This is a genomic window from Dysgonomonas sp. 37-18 (assembly GCF_001899125.1).
Taxonomy (GTDB): domain Bacteria; phylum Bacteroidota; class Bacteroidia; order Bacteroidales; family Dysgonomonadaceae; genus Dysgonomonas.
In genome coordinates, this window is the sequence record NZ_MKVC01000023.1 from 151,203 (window position 1) to 168,347 (window position 17,145).

15 protein-coding genes are annotated in these 17,145 nt (G+C 38.6%); 10 read left to right on the plus strand and 5 right to left on the minus strand.

Going from position 1 to position 17,145, the window contains the following annotated elements:
• The first annotated feature begins 4 nt into the window (after nucleotides 1-4).
• The 4 genes from BGO84_RS08340 (at nucleotide 5) to BGO84_RS08355 (ending at nucleotide 3,858) form a co-directional block, all read left to right on the plus strand.
• The gene (locus BGO84_RS08340) at nucleotides 5-754 is read left to right on the plus strand and encodes a hypothetical protein (RefSeq protein WP_291028767.1); all 750 of its coding nucleotides are present in this window, start codon (nucleotides 5-7) and stop codon (nucleotides 752-754) included.
• Nucleotides 755-787: 33 nt separating this feature from the next.
• Nucleotides 788-1,795: a UDP-N-acetylmuramate dehydrogenase gene (gene murB, locus BGO84_RS08345; protein WP_291028768.1), complete on the plus strand. Its 1,008-nt coding sequence runs from the start codon at nucleotides 788-790 to the stop codon at nucleotides 1,793-1,795.
• 21 nt (nucleotides 1,796-1,816) lie between these two features.
• A complete protein-coding gene (murA, locus tag BGO84_RS08350) occupies nucleotides 1,817-3,121 on the plus strand; it encodes a UDP-N-acetylglucosamine 1-carboxyvinyltransferase (protein WP_291028769.1) in 1,305 nt (434 codons plus the stop codon).
• 95 nt (nucleotides 3,122-3,216) lie between these two features.
• On the plus strand, nucleotides 3,217-3,858 hold the full coding sequence (locus tag BGO84_RS08355) for a hypothetical protein (protein WP_135104866.1): 642 nt from the start codon (nucleotides 3,217-3,219) through the stop codon (nucleotides 3,856-3,858).
• A 65-nt stretch (nucleotides 3,859-3,923) separates the two neighbouring features.
• Here the strand turns inward: BGO84_RS08355 and BGO84_RS08360 are convergent, their stop codons facing one another.
• The 3 genes from BGO84_RS08360 to BGO84_RS08370 form a co-directional block, all read right to left on the minus strand.
• A complete protein-coding gene (locus tag BGO84_RS08360; RefSeq protein WP_291028770.1) occupies nucleotides 3,924-4,985 on the minus strand; it encodes an NADH:flavin oxidoreductase/NADH oxidase in 1,062 nt (353 codons plus the stop codon).
• A 14-nt stretch (nucleotides 4,986-4,999) separates the two neighbouring features.
• Nucleotides 5,000-6,163 (minus strand): nicotinate phosphoribosyltransferase, encoded by a 1,164-nt coding sequence (pncB, locus tag BGO84_RS08365; RefSeq protein WP_291028771.1) that lies wholly within the window; start codon nucleotides 6,161-6,163, stop codon nucleotides 5,000-5,002.
• Between the two features lie 138 nt (nucleotides 6,164-6,301).
• Nucleotides 6,302-7,546: a DUF1015 domain-containing protein gene (locus BGO84_RS08370; RefSeq protein WP_291028772.1), complete on the minus strand. Its 1,245-nt coding sequence runs from the start codon at nucleotides 7,544-7,546 to the stop codon at nucleotides 6,302-6,304.
• Nucleotides 7,547-7,824: 278 nt separating this feature from the next.
• Between BGO84_RS08370 and serC the strand changes: the two genes are divergently transcribed.
• The 6 genes from serC to BGO84_RS08400 all read left to right on the plus strand — a co-directional run bounded on the left by serC (nucleotide 7,825) and on the right by BGO84_RS08400 (nucleotide 15,383).
• Nucleotides 7,825-8,898: a 3-phosphoserine/phosphohydroxythreonine transaminase gene (gene serC / locus BGO84_RS08375; RefSeq protein WP_135104870.1), complete on the plus strand. Its 1,074-nt coding sequence runs from the start codon at nucleotides 7,825-7,827 to the stop codon at nucleotides 8,896-8,898.
• Complete coding sequence (locus tag BGO84_RS08380; protein ID WP_291028773.1) at nucleotides 8,898-9,821, plus strand: NAD(P)-dependent oxidoreductase; 924 nt, start codon at nucleotides 8,898-8,900, stop codon at nucleotides 9,819-9,821. The genes serC and BGO84_RS08380 overlap by 1 nt, the downstream gene beginning before the upstream one ends.
• Before the next feature lie 432 nt (nucleotides 9,822-10,253).
• A complete protein-coding gene (locus tag BGO84_RS08385; protein WP_291028774.1) occupies nucleotides 10,254-11,087 on the plus strand; it encodes a hypothetical protein in 834 nt (277 codons plus the stop codon).
• 329 nt (nucleotides 11,088-11,416) lie between these two features.
• Complete coding sequence (locus BGO84_RS08390; RefSeq protein ID WP_291028775.1) at nucleotides 11,417-13,399, plus strand: OmpA family protein; 1,983 nt, start codon at nucleotides 11,417-11,419, stop codon at nucleotides 13,397-13,399.
• A gap of 1 nt (nucleotide 13,400) precedes the next feature.
• Nucleotides 13,401-14,297 carry a DUF4835 family protein gene (locus tag BGO84_RS08395; protein WP_291028776.1) on the plus strand — a complete coding sequence of 299 codons (897 nt, stop codon included), beginning with the start codon at nucleotides 13,401-13,403 and terminating at the stop codon, nucleotides 14,295-14,297.
• 15 nt (nucleotides 14,298-14,312) lie between these two features.
• Nucleotides 14,313-15,383, plus strand: coding sequence for a hypothetical protein (locus BGO84_RS08400; RefSeq protein ID WP_291028777.1), 1,071 nt, complete (start codon nucleotides 14,313-14,315; stop codon nucleotides 15,381-15,383).
• Nucleotides 15,384-15,415: 32 nt separating this feature from the next.
• Here BGO84_RS08400 and BGO84_RS08405 read toward each other — a convergent pair whose 3' ends face one another.
• Entirely contained in the window at nucleotides 15,416-15,772 is a 357-nt protein-coding gene (locus tag BGO84_RS08405; RefSeq protein WP_135104876.1) for a hypothetical protein, read from the minus strand.
• A gap of 319 nt (nucleotides 15,773-16,091) precedes the next feature.
• The gene (gene gldN / locus BGO84_RS08410) at nucleotides 16,092-17,144 is read right to left on the minus strand and encodes a gliding motility protein GldN (RefSeq protein ID WP_291028778.1); all 1,053 of its coding nucleotides are present in this window, start codon (nucleotides 17,142-17,144) and stop codon (nucleotides 16,092-16,094) included.
• Nucleotide 17,145 lies beyond the last annotated feature (1 nt).

Consider the following 17,145-nt stretch of genomic DNA (forward strand, 5'->3'; position numbering starts at 1 on the left):
ATTTATGGAGCGCCTAAAATCTATATTGGCAGATAAAGTGCTTGACCTATCCTCAGGAAACGGGGAAGAAGTGAAGACAAAAATAGAAAAGATACAACGCTTTCGTGATTTCGCGAATGCTTTGAAGTCTTTTATGATCAAATATCCGGCTATAGAAGACGAGTTGATATCTATGGTTGAGAGCGGAGACTTTGACACAAAAGTGGCTTCATCACGTGTGGATACAATCATCCGTCTTGCTGATACCGAAAGGGCGCAAGCCGGTAAGTTTACACCTCAGATTGTTGAGCCGACTAGTGCAGAAAATCAATTACCGTTGGATCAAAACGAAGAGTCAGCGATAGAAGATAACTATATCAACCCTGATGATATTCCGATGGAGATATACGAGGGTGAAGAAGAAGCGTTGGTTCAGACTGAAGATGTAGACTTTGAGGAAATCGAATCTATTTCGGAAGAAGTTGAAAAAGGTTACGTTCCTTTTGAAGATGTGAAAAGCGAAGAGCATGTTGATATAGACGGAAGTCGTGAAAGCGAAGAGGACGACACCCTCGATATAAGCGAAGAGGAAAAGGCCGCAAAAAGAAAGCAGACAATCCGCAGAGTTTTGCAAATAGTCGGTATTATTCTTGCCGTCATAGCTTTAATATTTATCATCAAATTCATCATGACCCATTGGCAGACAGTTCTCATTGTTCTTGGAATTGTTGTCGCACTGGGTATATTAATTTTCTGGTTGAAGCGAAAGCGTTGATACCGGATTTATGTAGAATCAATAATTCCTGAAATGGACTATTATAGGCAAACCCAATTAAAAGATTACAATTCATTAAAAACAGAAGCTCAAGCAAAGATTTTTTGCAAGCCCACTACAATCGAAGAGCTTCGCAAGTGTTTATCTGATTACCCGGACGAAAAAAAGCTAATAATAGGTGGCGGTTGCAACCTGTTTTTTACCAAAGACTTTGATGGACTAGTGATTTATCCCCATATCAAAGGACTTCGTGAAATATCAGACGATGATGACGAAGACGATGATGTATTTCTGGAAGTCAATGCTTCCGAAAACTGGGATGAACTTGTCGCTTATTGTGTTGAACGTGGTTTCGTGGGGCTCGAAAATCTTTCGCTCATTCCCGGTACAGTAGGTGCAGCACCTATACAAAACATAGGGGCTTATGGAGCTGAAGTAAAAGATGTGATACGAGAAGTTGTTGCAATAGATATGGAAACAGGGAAGATTGTTTCGTTTTCGAACGCGGAATGTGAGTTCGGATATCGTGACAGTATCTTCAAAAGGACAAATAAATATTTGATCGTATCCGTTGTTATCCATCTGAAACGTTCTTTCGTTTACACTCCCAAATATGCAGATCTGAATAAAGAACTGGAGGAAATAGAAGAACCTACAGTTGAGGATGTACGTAATGCTGTTATACGTGTTCGTCAAAGAAAATTGCCGGATGAAAGGGTATTGCCAAACGCCGGAAGTTTCTTTAAGAATCCGTATATAACAAAAGAGGTTGTGGATAAGATTTTACTGGAATATCCGACTCTGCCTGTTTTTCCGTATAAAGATGGGTTGGTAAAAACATCAGCCGCATTTCTTATTGACAAAGCCGGATATAAAGGAAAAAGAATAGGCGATGTAGGTACATATCCCAATCAGCCGCTTATTATAGTCAATTATGGCACAACTGATGGAAACGACATCGTCAATTTTATGAAAGAAGTGCAGGGAGCAGTGAACGATAAATTTGGTATCGAGCTTGAACCCGAAGTTAGAATTTATTAAAAAATCATATTAGCTAAAATCATGGCATCATTTATAATAGAGGGAGGTTGTCGCTTGAGTGGAGAAATTATTCCACAAGGAGCAAAGAATGAAGCGTTACAGGTTATTTGTGCGACATTACTTACCGCAGAGGAAGTTATTATAGAAAATATTCCGGATATTCTGGATGTAAACAACCTGATACGTCTATTGAGCGACATGGGTGTCGAAACCAAAAGGTTGGCAGAAGATACCTGGTCATTCAAGGCCGAAAATGTAAATATAGACTATTTGCAAACACCGGAGTTCTTGAAGAGAAGTGCCTCTCTGCGTGGCTCGGTAATGATCATAGGGCCTCTTGTAGCTCGTTTTGGCAGGGCTATTCTGCCTAAGCCGGGAGGAGACAAAATCGGTCGTCGTCGTCTCGATACTCACTTTGTCGGGATACAAAAACTAGGAGCTGAATTTAATTACAACGACGCAGAACAGATATATAATATATCAGCCGAAAAGCTGAAAGGTACATATATGCTTCTCGATGAGGCTTCTGTTACCGGTACAGCCAATATTGTTATGGCAGCGGTATTAGCCGAAGGAGAAACTACAATCTACAATGCAGCCTGCGAGCCATATATACAACAACTTTGCCGTTTGCTTACCAAGATGGGAGCCAAGATAGATGGGCAGGGTTCTAACCTATTGCGTATCGAAGGAGTAACTTCTTTGGGTGCTGCAAAGCATCGTATATTGCCTGATATGATTGAGATCGGTAGTTTTATCGGTATGGCCGCTATCACAGGATCGGAAGTTACAATTAAAGATGTAGCCTACGATGATTTGGGTATTATCCCCGATACATTCAGCCGTTTGGGTATCCAATTGGAGCGCAGAGGAGATGATATATATATCCCTGCACAGAAAGAATATACTATAGATACATTTATCGACGGGTCGATTCTTACTATTGCCGATGCTCCGTGGCCGGGGTTGACTCCCGACCTAATCAGTGTGCTACTTGTGGTGGCTACTCAGGCTAAGGGGAGTGTGTTGATACATCAGAAAATGTTTGAGAGCCGTTTGTTCTTTGTGGATAAACTTATCGATATGGGAGCACAGATCATACTATGCGATCCGCACCGTGCAACGGTAATTGGTACAGGAAAACGTCCTATGCGTGCCACAACGATGACTTCACCGGACATCCGTGCCGGTATAGCTTTGCTTATTGCCGCTATGTGTGCCGATGGAAAAAGTACGATACACAATATAGAGCAGATAGACCGTGGATATCAGAATATCGACGTGCGTCTTAATCAGCTGGGTGCTAATATTATGAGATTGGACTAGAATTGATATTAACTTTAAATAATTGATACCTAACTAAACAAGTACACATTCTTTTGTTTCTGAAGGATGGGAAGTGTCTTAATTTTTTTTACACTATGACAGAAAATGAAAAGTATCTCTATGATCATTTCCTTATTAGTATAAAATCAGGATTTGAATCTTTAGAAGATATTATTACAGAGGCTATTGAAGCTGTAGAAGATGAAGGCTGGGAAAGCGAAATCTCTGAAGAGTGGATTCGGGATATTTTTGGCAAGGAGTATGCGAAAAATGAATCTGAAAGTAAAACATGGCAACGCCCTACTGATACGGATAAGCTGCATACCGTTTTCGATAATCTTTGTAAAGAGAAAATTGTAGCGTTGCACAATGCCGGATATACACAATCTGAAGCTATATATGATGTGCAGGATGTATGGCAAGATCTGGAAGATAATGGGGTAAAACCTATTGGATATTGTTATTATCACGGGCAGGATTTGGAACGTGTAATACAAACCGGAGTGCTAAGTGTCGGCTTCTATGGAGAAAAAGAGAAGAATGACAAGGAAGCTATATTGATAGGTAACAAAATTGTCGCCCAACTTAAGAATCAGGGCTTTACTGTGGAATGGGATGGCTCGGCATCGAAGCGTATCGAAGTTGTCGACTTTAAATGGCAAAATAGATTCACATCCGATGATGAAGTTGCCGAAAAATGGGGATATGATAGAGTCCTCGATTTGATGGAAGAATAAAGAGAAGCGGCTGTAATGAAAAGGGGTTGTCATCCTTTCCATTACAGCCGCTTAATTCTATACTTTTACTTTGCTCTTTCGTATTGAAGAGGCCATTTTAGATCATCTCCCAAGGATTTTGCAGCATGAAGCGCAAAATAAGGGTCTCTTAATAATTCTCTGCCGATAAAAATAAGATCGGCCTCCTCCTTTTGTAAAATCTCCTCTGCCTGATCGGCTTCAGTAATAAGCCCTACAGCTCCTGTAAGTATTCCTGTTCGGGTTTTTATTTGTTTTGCAAAAGGTACTTGATAATTTTTTCCTACAGGTATTTTTACGTGCGGTAGATTACCTCCGGATGATACATCGATAACATCTACTCCTTTATCTTTCAATAACGATGCTAATTGTGTAGACTCTTCCGGATTCCAACCATTTTCTACCCAGTCGGTAGCTGATATCCTTACCCATAATGAGTGGTCTTCATCCAATAATGACCGTACAGCATCCACTATTTTAATCAATAACCGGATTCTATTCTCAAATGTACCACCATATTGATCTTTTCTTTTGTTGGTAAGAGGAGATAAGAATTGATGGATAAGGTATCCATGAGCCGCATGTATCTCTATTATCTTATATCCCGCTATTATCGAACGTTGCGCAGCCAGAGCGAAATCATATATGATTTTTTCTATCTCAACCTCTGTTAATTCTGCCGGAGTATTATCAGTCTCATAAAAAGAGATAGGGGAGGGGGCTACAGTCTGCCAACTATTTTCGCCTTCTTTTATTTGCTCTCCACCTTTCCATCCCAACTCGCAGCTTGCTTTACGCCCGGCATGAGCCAATTGTATTCCCGGTATAGAGCCGTTTCCTTCGATTGCTGTTACAATTTCCTTGAGTTTTGATATATGCTCGTCTTTCCATATACCCAAATCTCCATACGAAATTCGACCTTCGGGACAAACGGCGGTTGCTTCCTGTATAACGGCTGCTACACCGCCTATAGCTCTACTGGCATAATGGACAAAGTGCCAATCGGTAGCGAAACCGTCATGCGCCGAATATTGACACATGGGAGACATGATAATCCTATTTTTGAGAGTAAGATTACGTATCGATAAATTACTAAATAGCTTAGACATATATTATTTGTTTATTATTCCAGTCCTAATGTTTTTATGCTTAAATCTATTTCTCTCGGATCTCCGGTATGCTTTCCAGCTACATCCGAAAGTTTTACGGCTTTCATGAAGTGCGCATCTTTTTTATGTAGTTTTACATCCGTTAGTTTGATAACGATATTCAACGCTTTAGATCCTACATCGTTCGAAAAGAATGTGCCGATACCATATGTGTCGTGTATACGTCCGGCAACATGATCTTTTATTTCCTTAACTGTATCTAGGTTTAGCGAGTCGCTGAATACTAATGTTTTGGACGTGGCATCTATGCGGTTTTGTTGATAAAAAGAGATCGCCTTGTCTGCAAAAACAAGAGGGTCTCCGCTATCGTGGCGTACTCCGTCAAATAGTTTGGCCTGTTTGAGGCTGAACGAATTGAAAAAAGAATCGGTAGTGTATGTATCTGTCAATGCAATACCCAGACTGCCGTCGTATACTTCTACCCACGCTTCCAATCCCTTGATATTTGCCGATCGATAACCGAATATTGCGCCATGAAACATAAACCATTCGTGCGGCATTGTACCAATCGGAATCGTATTGTGTTTCATCGCAAAGTATACATTGCTTGTTCCTTTGAAGTATTTTCCCGAATGAGCCTGAAGCGCTCCGATAACTTTATCTTCTACGTCGAAAGAAAAACGTCTGCGAGTACCAAATTCGGAATAATCGGCTTCCATTTCTTTCAGGGCTTTTGCTTTTATGATTGCATTTTCTTCTACATTTTGCGGGGTAGCTCCTGTCATCTGGAAATAAAGTTCAGAGATAATTGCCAGTAGCGGAACTTCCCAAAGTACAGTTCTGTACCAATAGCCCTCTATTACCACGCTGAGGTCTCCTCCTTCTTGAGTGATGGTTACTTCCTCCGGTTTATATCTGAATCCTTCAAGAAAGTCAACAAATACAGGATCGAAGAAATAACATTTGGCCTTTATAAATTTTTTCTCTTCGGCGGTTAATTGCAAGTTAGCCATAGATGCTACTTCTTCTTTCATCCGTTCGGCGAATCCTTCAGGAAATTGAGTCTTCCCTCGGTTCGTGAAAGCATATTTGACGTATGCCCACGGATATAGCTTTTGGATAGCTAGCATGACAGAAAATTTGTACAGATCGTTGTCTGTAAAATGTTTTATTATCATAATTCTGTGGTGGTGTTAAATTGTATAATTGACAAATATACCTTTTTATATAACAAATAAAGAACGCCGATGTTGTAGAGTTCTGCAACATCGGCTTATTTTTACTTTTTCTTGTTTCGGTTTTAAAGAAAAGATATGTTATTCCAGCTTGTGGATAACAAGTCCTGACCGTAGTTTAGGCTCAAACCATGTCGTTTTTGGTGGCATGATGTTGCCCGAGTCGGCAATGTCCATCAGTTGCTTCATGGTGACAGGGTATAAGGCCAATGCCAGCTTCATTTCACCGCTATCTACACGTTTTTTCAGTTCGTCCAATCCTCTAATTCCTCCTACGAAATCGATACGCTGATCGGAACGTAAATCCTTTATGCCTAAAATTTCGTCCAATATATACTTCGAAGAGATAGTCACATCCAAGACGCCTATAGGGTCGTTGTCGTCGTAAGTATCTTCTTTTGCAGTCAGGCTATAGCATTTGCCGTCAAGATAGATGGAGAAATTATGTAAAGCGGTTGGCTTTTCAATGTCAGAACCCCTCTCTTCTATTATAAAATGTGCTTCTAGTTTTTTGAGAAATTCGGAAACACTCAATCCATTCAGGTCTTTTACCAAACGGTTGTAGTCTATTATATTGAGTTGGTTGTCGGGAAAGCAAACAGCCATAAAGTAGTTATACTCTTCGTCTCCCTTATGATGAGGGTTTAATCTCGCTTTTTCGGCTCCTACCAATGCTGCCGCTGCTGAGCGATGGTGTCCGTCGGCGATATACAGGTAAGGTATAGTTGCAAATATATCCGTTATTTGTTGTATGTCCTCTTGATCTTTTATTACCCAGAAATGATGCCCTACACCGTCTGTTGCTTCAAAGTCATATTCGGCCGGAGTAGATATTGCATTTTTTATTATCTTATCCAAGTCTTTATTGTCAGGGTAGGCAAAAAATACAGGTTCTATATTCGCATTGTTCACACGTACATGCTTCATGCGGTCTTCTTCCTTATCTCTGCGTGTGAGTTCGTGCTTTTTTATCTTTCCATTCATGTAATCATCTACATGAGAGCATACTACCAACCCATATTGAGTTTTTCCATTCATGGTTTGCGCATATACATAGTAGTACTCTTCAGTATCTTGCTCCAACCAACCCTTTTCCTGAAACTTGTTGAAATTCTGTACTGCTCGTTGATATACATCTGGGTGATGTTCGTCGATTGTTTCTTCAAAATCTATCTCCGGTTTTATGATGCGGTAAAGAGATTTTTCGTTGCCTTCTGCTTCGAGTCGAGCTTCCAGAGAGCTTAAAACGTCGTAGGGGCGTGAGGCAATTTGCTCAACAATACTTTTGGGTGGTCTTATTCCTTTAAACGGTTTTATTAGGGCCATGCTGTTTAAATTGAATGGATTATAAGGTTAAAAATCAATTAAGGCAATGCAATCTTATCTTACTTTTTGCTATATGCAAATATATAAAAACAATAGCTAAAAGTATCATAATATGTAAAAAATCCAAATACCCCTGATACAAAAAGCATTTTGCTAGATTCTTGAAATTAAAATCAATAAAAGTCATTCTTAATCACAGTATTTCATATATAATTAGTAATTTTGAAGTCCAAAAATTAATATTGAAGAGTTCTTAATTCCCTAATTTAATATATAAAATGAAGAAATATAATTTTAGTGCAGGGCCATCAATCCTTCCCCAACAAACAATGGAGGAGACAGCAAAAGCTATTCTGGATTTTAATGGTTCTTCTTTTTCTTTAATGGAGGTAAGCCACAGGAGCAAGGATTTTCAGGCTGTAATGGACGAAACAGTTGAACTGTTTAAGGAATTATTAGAAATTCCGTCGGGCTACTCGGTGCTTTTCCTTGGAGGAGGTGCAAGTTTGCAATTTTGCATGGTACCTTTTAATTTACTAGAAAGAAAAGCGGCATATTTGAATACGGGGACATGGGCAAGTAAAGCTCAGAAAGAGGCTAAACTGTTTGGTGAAGTAGTTGAAGTGGCATCATCTAAAGCTGCTAACTATACTTATATCCCAAAAGATTATACAATTCCTACCGATGCGGATTATTTCCACATCACTACCAATAATACGATTTTCGGAACAGAGATACATACTGATCTCGATTCTCCGGTGCCATTGGTTGCAGATATGTCGTCAGACATTTTCTCTCGTCCGGTAGATATATCAAAATATGCTTTGATATATGGTGGTGCTCAGAAAAATCTGGCTCCATCGGGAGTGACTTTCGTTATCGTAAAAGATGAAATATTAGGAAAGGTAAATCGCCCTATCCCAACAATGTTGGATTATCGTACGCATATCGAAAACGGATCGATGTTCAATACACCTCCTGTTGTTCCTGTATATGCTGCAATGCAAACATTGAGATGGCTGAAAGCGAATGGAGGTCTTGATGCAATGTATAAACGCAACAAAGAAAAGGCTGCATTGCTATATAACGAAATAGATCGCAGTTCCGTGTTTAAAGGTACATGTCAGGTTGAAGACCGTTCGTTGATGAATGTATGTTTTGTGATGACTTCCGAATATGAAGGAAATGAAGCAGCATTCTTAGAATTTGCGAAAGAACGAGGATTGTGTGAACTAAAAGGACACCGCTCTGTTGGTGGTTTCCGTGCATCTATTTACAATGCTATGCCTATCGAAGGTGTTCAGGCATTGGTAGATGCAATGAAAGAATTTGAAAAGAAAATAGCTAAATAATGAAAGTACTTATTGCTACAGACAAACCATTTGCTGCTGAGGCTGTAACTGGAATCAGAGAAGTTGTAGAGCAAGCCGGATTTGAATTGGTTTTGCTCGAAAAGTACACAGAGAAGAAACAATTGCTAGATGCGGTAGCTGATGTTGATGCTGCAATTATTCGTAGCGATATCTTCGATAAGGAAGTATTGGATGCTGCTAAGAATCTAAAGATTGTTGTACGTGCAGGAGCCGGTTATGATAATATTGATTTGGAAGCTGCCACAGCAAACAATATATGTGTGATGAATACTCCGGGTCAGAATGCAAACGCTGTTGCAGAGTTGGTGTTTGGTCTTGCTGTATATGCCATCCGTAATTTCTTTAAAGGTACGTCGGGAACAGAGCTTTTGGGTAAAAAATTGGGAATCCATGCTTATGGAAATGTAGGACGCAATGTTGCTCGTATAGCCAAAGGCTTTGGTATGGAAGTTTATGCCTTCGATCCGTTCTTGTCTAAAGAAGCTATCGAAAAAGAAGGCGTAAAAGCTGTTGGTTCTGCTGAAGAATTATACACTACATGTCAGTACGTATCTTTGCATATGCCTGCTACAGACGAAACTGCTAATTCTATCAACTATGCATTGATTAGCAAAATGCCTAAAAATGCATTGCTGCTTAATACTGCTCGTAAAGAAGTAGTAGATGAAGCTTCGATAGTGAAGGTAATGGAAGAACGTAAAGATTTCAAATATGTAACAGATGTACTTCCCGGCAATCATGCTGAAATGACAGAAAAATTTGCAGGAAGATATTTCTCTACACCTAAAAAATCGGGTGCGCAAACCGAAGAGGCAAATATCAATGCCGGTATTGCTGCAGCCAATCAAATAGTAGACTTCATTAAGAACGGTAATGAACGTTTCAGAGTAAATGGAAAGTAAGATAACACCTATCTAACTATACTTTTTTTGAAAGGGATACTCGCATAGAGTATCCCTTTCTTATTATTTAGATATATTTGTTTTTACTGAATTTTTCTTACTTAAGGAATATAAAGCATTTACAGTTATGTATCATTGGCTCTGCTTCGCTCTGCCTAATATTTTTTCTGAGAGTAGCTTAGGAATATTTATTCCTAAGCCTCAATACTTTCAAGAGAACTAGACTGTAATATTCTTTCAGAGAATGAGGACAAGATATTCTTCATGACAATTATTATCAATATCTTTGCTTTCATGCATATCGTCAGCTGTTCCCGAGAATAAGAGACAACGTCATTTTATAGCGGTAATGATCAAGTTAGTGACAAATCAACAATCTAAGTGGATAGTGAAGTGAAAAATTAGAAAGTATAAAAAATATATAACTAAATTATGGGAACTTGGGGAGTTGCAATATCATCAAATGATACTTATGCCGACATTTACAGTGAGTTTTTTGATTTATACAATGATGGGCTTGAAGTCGCTGAAATATCAGTAAAACTAATCAGAGAAAACCAAGAAATAATTGATGATCTTGAAGAGAGTAATAATTTTTGGTTTGCATTAGCCAAAGCCCAATGGGAATGTAAGCAACTAGAGGAAGATTTATTTCTCCGAATAAGGGAAATAATAGAATCAGGCAATGACCTTGAAGTCTGGAGGCGGCTTGAGGCTCCTGAAAAAGAGATTAAGAAGCGAAAGGATATTCTTCAAAGATTTCTTTTAAACCTTCAAGAAGAGCGACCTAAAGCGAAAGCAAGGAAAAAGAAAATAATTCGGCAGCCTGCTTTTGAAAAAGGCGATTGTTTGGTTTTCAAACTCGAAAATGGAAATTACGGAGGAGCAGTTGTCTTGGAAGCAGTCCATGATACAGAATATGGGTACAATCTTATTGCAAGTACAAGGATTAATCAAGAAAATAAGCCTACTAAGAATGATTTCGAAAATGCAGAAATATTAATCATCAACTATGCAGAATGGGATAATAAACCGAATATTCATTGGTATTCACCAGTTCGACACAAAAATATTATAGAATTAGTTGAGAAGATAGACGTCATGGAAATTTGTCATAAATATAGTATAGATCGAGATTTATATGGGCATATGGGCGATTTTGGTATTTGGTTTATTGGAGTTGCAAATCAACAATTTGAATCAGAGAAAACAAAACTGCGTCCGACTAAAAGGCTAACAATAAAAGAAATGACAAAAAGGAAATGAAAATAAGGTAAAACACGAAGTGCTAGTCACTAATTAACAATCCTTTCTCCCTGTGTTACTTTTTGAATCGTTGACAGTTAATCCCCGCAATACCCACTACAAGCAACCATGAAACGTTAGGTAAAACGTTAAAAAAACAATTTAGATTTGTCTTAGAATTCTTTTTGTGAAAATATATTTCTCATGACCGCGTTTGTAAAGTTCTGCGAAAAGGAATAAAGACTTGATAATTAGCCTGTCATGTTTCCAGTTTGAGGAAGCAATATTCTAAGCAGAAATGAGTTATATTTGTAAACTGTAACAACTTATTGTAATAACCTGAAAAAAGCTTGAAAAGATCTATATCTTACATATTTAGTATCCTTATTCTTTTATTGTCTGCATATTCTTGTAAACAAGTAAAACTGGAAGATGCAGACCGTAAGTTTGCACAAGGAGAATACTTTGTTGCAGCAGATATGTATCGCAAGATATACCGCAGCATCCCTGTAAAGAAGAGAGAGCTGAGAGGGGAAGTCGCTTTGCGTATGGCGGAGAGTTACAGGTTGATAAACAACCCTCTACGAGCGAATGCGGCGTATGCAAATGCTGTTAGATATAAGGTGAACGACAGTACTTTGAATCTGCAATATGCCAGATCGTTGCAGAAAGTGGGAGATTATAAGCAAGCTGCCCGTTACTACATTGATTTCTTGAAGCTTTTTCCTGATAATAAATTTGCTCTTAACGGGCTGGAAGGTACAAAGGTAGCCCCAGAGTGGAAAGCTAATCCGACATTGTATACAGTGAAGAGGATGGATTTATTTAATTCCAATCGGGGAGAGTTTAGTCCGATGTTGCTTCCTCCCGATTACGATCAGTTGTACTTTACATCTAACCGAGAAGGTGTTATAGGAGATACTATAAGTAATATTACAGGATCTAAGCTCAATGATATATTCATGTCTCGTAAAGACGAGAGTGGAAACTGGATGAAACCTGAACACTTGGATTCACCTATAAATACATCATCTGACGAAGGCACAACATCATTTTCGGCTACAGGCTCGGCAATGTATTTTACACAAACAAAACTCGATTCGGTAAATACTTCCTTTCCATCTATATATGTCTCATACCGTTCGTCCGGGTCATGGGGAAAGGGTACGAAAATAGAAATAAACAAGCGTGATACAACCAGTGTTTATGCCCATCCGGCGATAACTCCCTCGGGTGACTATATTTATTTTGTGTCCGACATGCCTGGAGGCTATGGCGGTAAAGATATCTGGCGGGCAAGCATGGTTGGAGATCTGGTAGAATTTGTTGAGAATTTGGGGCCGGACATCAATACCGCAGGAGACGAAATGTTTCCATATATGCGAAACGACTCTACGCTCTATTTTTCTTCGGATGGACATGTAGGGATGGGTGGTCTAGATATATATAAGGCTGAATATGACAAGAAGTCTAAAGGCTGGAAGATAGAGAATATAAAGTTCCCTATAAACTCTCAGGCAGATGATTTTGGTATAACGTTCGAAGGAAACAAAGAAAGTGGATTCTTTAGCTCCAACCGTGGTGACGGCAAAGGATTTGATCATATATATTCTTTTGCATACCCGATAATAACCACCGTAGCCGAAGGATATATTGTGGATACAGACGATGAGTTTGTAACCAATGCCACTATACGTGTGGTAGGACGTGATGGAACGAATATGAGGTTTCCCGGAAAAAACGACGGGACTTACAAAATGGACGTAAAGCAAGGGGTAGACTATGTGTTTCTGGCAAGTGCCAAAGATCACTTGAATACACGTATGTCTCTCAAAACTATGCCAATGGAGAAGGATTCAACCTATATGCTCGATTTCATTCTTACCCCGATCAATAAGCCGGTGGTATTGGAAAATATATTCTATGAGTTCGACAAAGCAACCTTGCTTCCCGAATCAAAAAAAGAATTGGATGGTTTGATCGACTTGCTTAATACCAATCCGAATGTGACAATCGAGCTTTCGGCTCATGCCGACAGAAAAGGGTCGGACGAATATAATATCAAACTTTCGCAACGCAGGGCTGAATCAGTGGTCAATTACCTGATAGCGGGAGGAATATCTAAAGATCGATTGACGGCTGTGGGCAAAGGCAAAAGTGAGCCCAAGACGGTTACCAAAGCTATCGTAAAGAGGTATGACTTTTTGAAAGAAGGTGATATACTGAATGAGGAGTTTATTGAAGGGCTCACACCAGAGCAACAGGAAATGGCTGATCAGGTAAACCGTCGAACAGAGTTTAAGGTATTAAGTATTACATATAATCTCGAGTAGTATGTTAAGACTGACTTTATTTATAATATCTGCAATAATCTCTTTAGCTGACATAGAGGCACAGGAGTTGAATGCCAAATTAACCATAAATAGCAGTAAGGTTCCTGCGGCAAACCAAAACCTGTTTTCGGCAATGGAGAGTTCACTCAATCAGTTGTTGAATGATCAGGCATGGACAAATGCCTCGTTCAACAGAAATGAGCGTATTGATTGCTCTGTAAATATCTCGATAAGTGAAATGACTTCGGATAATAGTTTTGTTGCAGAAATGCAGGTTACTTCACGCCGTCCTGTATATAATTCGACATATATAACTACTCTGATCAACTATAGAGATACTAAGTTTGAGTTTAATTATACACCGGGGGAATCTCTCGACTTGAGCAATATTACACTTTCCAATAACTTGGTGGCAGTAATATCCTTTTATGCCTATGTTGTTATAGGGCTTGATTTTGATTCGTTTTCCTTAAATGGAGGTGCTCCGTATTTTGCAAGGGCGATGGAAATAGCTAATATGGCTCAATCATTGAATACAAAAGGGTGGGAGCCTTTCTCCGGCAAGAATGATAACAGGTATGATCTTGCTGTGGCTCTTACCGATGAGAGCTCTAAAGCCTTTCATTCTTTCTGGTACAATTATCATCGCAATGGGTTGGACGAAATGGCAGCCAATGCTTCACGTGGAAGAATACGTATTATACAAGCAATGGCAGACTTGCAGAAATTGTATGATTCACGTCCTTCTTCTCCATTGTTATTAATTATCGGTGAAACCAAACTGGATGAAATAGTATGTATCTGTTCTCAGGCTACAGCCGAAGAGAAGCAAGCTGTAAAAAAGCAGCTAAACCAGATATTTCCTACGAAAGGTTATCTTATAAATAACCTAAAATAAATGTTTTACAAAACTATGCTAAAAAGATTTTCACTTCTATTCTCTTTTATAATTGCTTGCGTATCCACTTCGGCGAATATGGCATCTCCGTGGATAGGTGGCAATCCGATGAGTGAAGCTTATTCGAGCAAGGATATAGATATTCTGCATGAGTCTTTACATGTCCGCATTATTGATTTTTATACAGCTAAGTATACGGTGATCTATACTGTTAAATCAGATAGAGTAGGGAAGCAGATTCCTCTTGTGTTTGATACAATGACTGATGTGTCTGAAAGTGATGGCTTTCGTGTATGGGTAGATGATAAAGAAGTTGCGATATCAAAGATACCTTCTTCATACGAGGATAAGGGGGCTCTTTCGTCGGTAGATTCTTTGGATAATCATCTCTTGTACTCGCAGGAGAATGTTCCGAATTTGATCGGACTGAAATATTTTGAAATTGATCTTTCTGAGGGAGAGCATGCTATCAGGGTGGAGTATACAGTGCGTGCGAATGTGTATGTCGGTAATCCTGTCAGAGAATTTACGTTGAGGTACAATCTTGCGCCCGCTCATTTTTGGCGTACATTCGGAGGACTGGATATTGAGATAGATATAACAGGACTGGACGGCACATTCGAAACGAATTTGCCTGCTGAAAAAACGAGTCTTACCGATGCTGTAACACACTTGCATTTTTCGGACATACCATCAGATGAATTTGTTATAACTTACACACCTCAAGTAGGATGGTTTGCTAATGTCTTTGTGGCAATTGGGAATTGGTTAGTGCTTGCTTTTATTCTAGTACTGGGTATTGTACATGTTTATCTTACTTTGAGATATCGGATCAGGAAGCCGACGAAACGTTTTTCCCCTGTCGTAATAGTTGGAGGTATTTTAGCACCTATTCTTTATTTGTGTTTATATGTGTGGTCATATTCTTTAATAGATGTGGTGATAGGAGAATATGCTTCGGGAAGGCATGGGTATGTATTCCTTATCTTTTTGCTATATCCTGTTGTTATGCCAATCTATTTGCTACTGATTTGGATGATTGATAAGATGAAGAAGGATAAAATAAAAAAGGATGTCTCTATTTAAGAAACATCCTTCTATCTTCAATCTTATTTTTCTCATTTGCTAGCCATGTACTTGCCTTGCTGATCGTTGATAGTAGTATTTAATATTGTCAAATACTTTCTATACTGTTTTTCAGACAAAACTGATCTTACATTAGCCAAATTAAAGAATAGCGCTTTTTCTGCTGCTTCTTTATCATTGTCGATCAGTGCGCTTTTTAGTTTTTCAGTAGAATCATAGAAGATAGCTCTCATATATTCTTTCTGATTTGAAGTTGCATTAACATATTCTGCAACAGTTTCGAATGTTGATTTGTTGTTCAATACCCAAAGAACATCATAATCGTTTTGCGCGTAAGAGCTGGCTCCTAATCCAAGCACAGCTACAACTAAAATTAATAACCTTTTCATAACCAATTTTTTAAATAAACAATCTTTACTTTAATAACCTAAACCTATAAGACAAAAAAAGACAGAGAGTACCTGTTATTTATCATGGTACTCTCTGTTTAATTATCTTGTATAGTAATAACCTAAAACTCTTTGCAAAGATAAAATGTATTTATTGAAAAGTAAAATATTTTAACACAAAAATGTCATATTAATGTTCAATGTGATATATATAAAACCTATAAGTGCTCTTTTTGATATGTAGATATGGCAAACTTAAATAAAAAAGAGATTGCTTTTGCCAAACAACCTCTCCCTTAAGATATATCAGTTTATTTATTTATCGTCTGTCTCTGGCCGAATACGAGATAGCAGAGGTACTTTTTGCTTTCTTTGTTTTCGGTGCTTTATAATTGCTCTTTTTTGTACTTTTTGTATTGCCTGTTTGAATTTGATTGATCGAGTCGTTCACTATCCATAGTTCTTTGTCAAACTCCTTCAATTCGCCCTCTATTTTGTTTTGAGCCTCTTTTAATGTCTCTGGAGTCGTATATATCTGGTTGAGGAACTTATTTTCCATATTGGTAGTCTTGTATATTTCTCCTTCATACAAGCGCATACGGAAGTAGTCGTCAATGGTTTTATTCATTACGTTGTTCTTATCCGAAGCCATAATAGGCATACGAGCAGCGTAAGGGCGTATGTTTTCGTATGGTATCCAAAACTGAGGTTCTTTTAAGCCTTGATTTGTAGATGTTCCGAAGTCTATACCATCAACGTATTGCTGACGAAACAGTACCGGGCAAATAGCCACTATTTTTACACCTAGCACAGAATTAGACTGGTCGAAGTACCAAGCTTCTTTGATATAATATCCCAAAGCTTCGTTGCTGGGAATGCTGAATTCATCATAAGAATAGGTATTACCGTTTTTTTGATAAGGTATCTCTAATCTCTCGAGTACGTCTCCAAAATTGATTTTCAGATTATCCACAAAAAGGTCAGTGCCATTATTCCAATCATAAGCAACTAGGTTTCCATCACCCATCAGTTTAAAGATCATTGTATAGAAGTTCATCTGATTGCCAATAGGCTGTACCGGATAATAGAGGGCAGCATTCTTACCCTTTGTAAGGTCTAAAAAACGATACACCTCTCTGATCCATGTAGCATTCGATAAATCCTGTGTCTGTGTGTCGTTCATCATTTCTGCACGCACAGACAATTGGGGTACTTTTGGCCCGTTGTTGTTTTGCTGGGTATTACCCTGTTGTTGCTGTTGTCTTTTGGCTATTCTGTCTCGAAGCGATTCGGGCTGTTCTTGTGCATGCAACACAGAGATAAAGCTCAATCCGCAAATAACGACAGCCAATATTTTATATATCTTATTCATT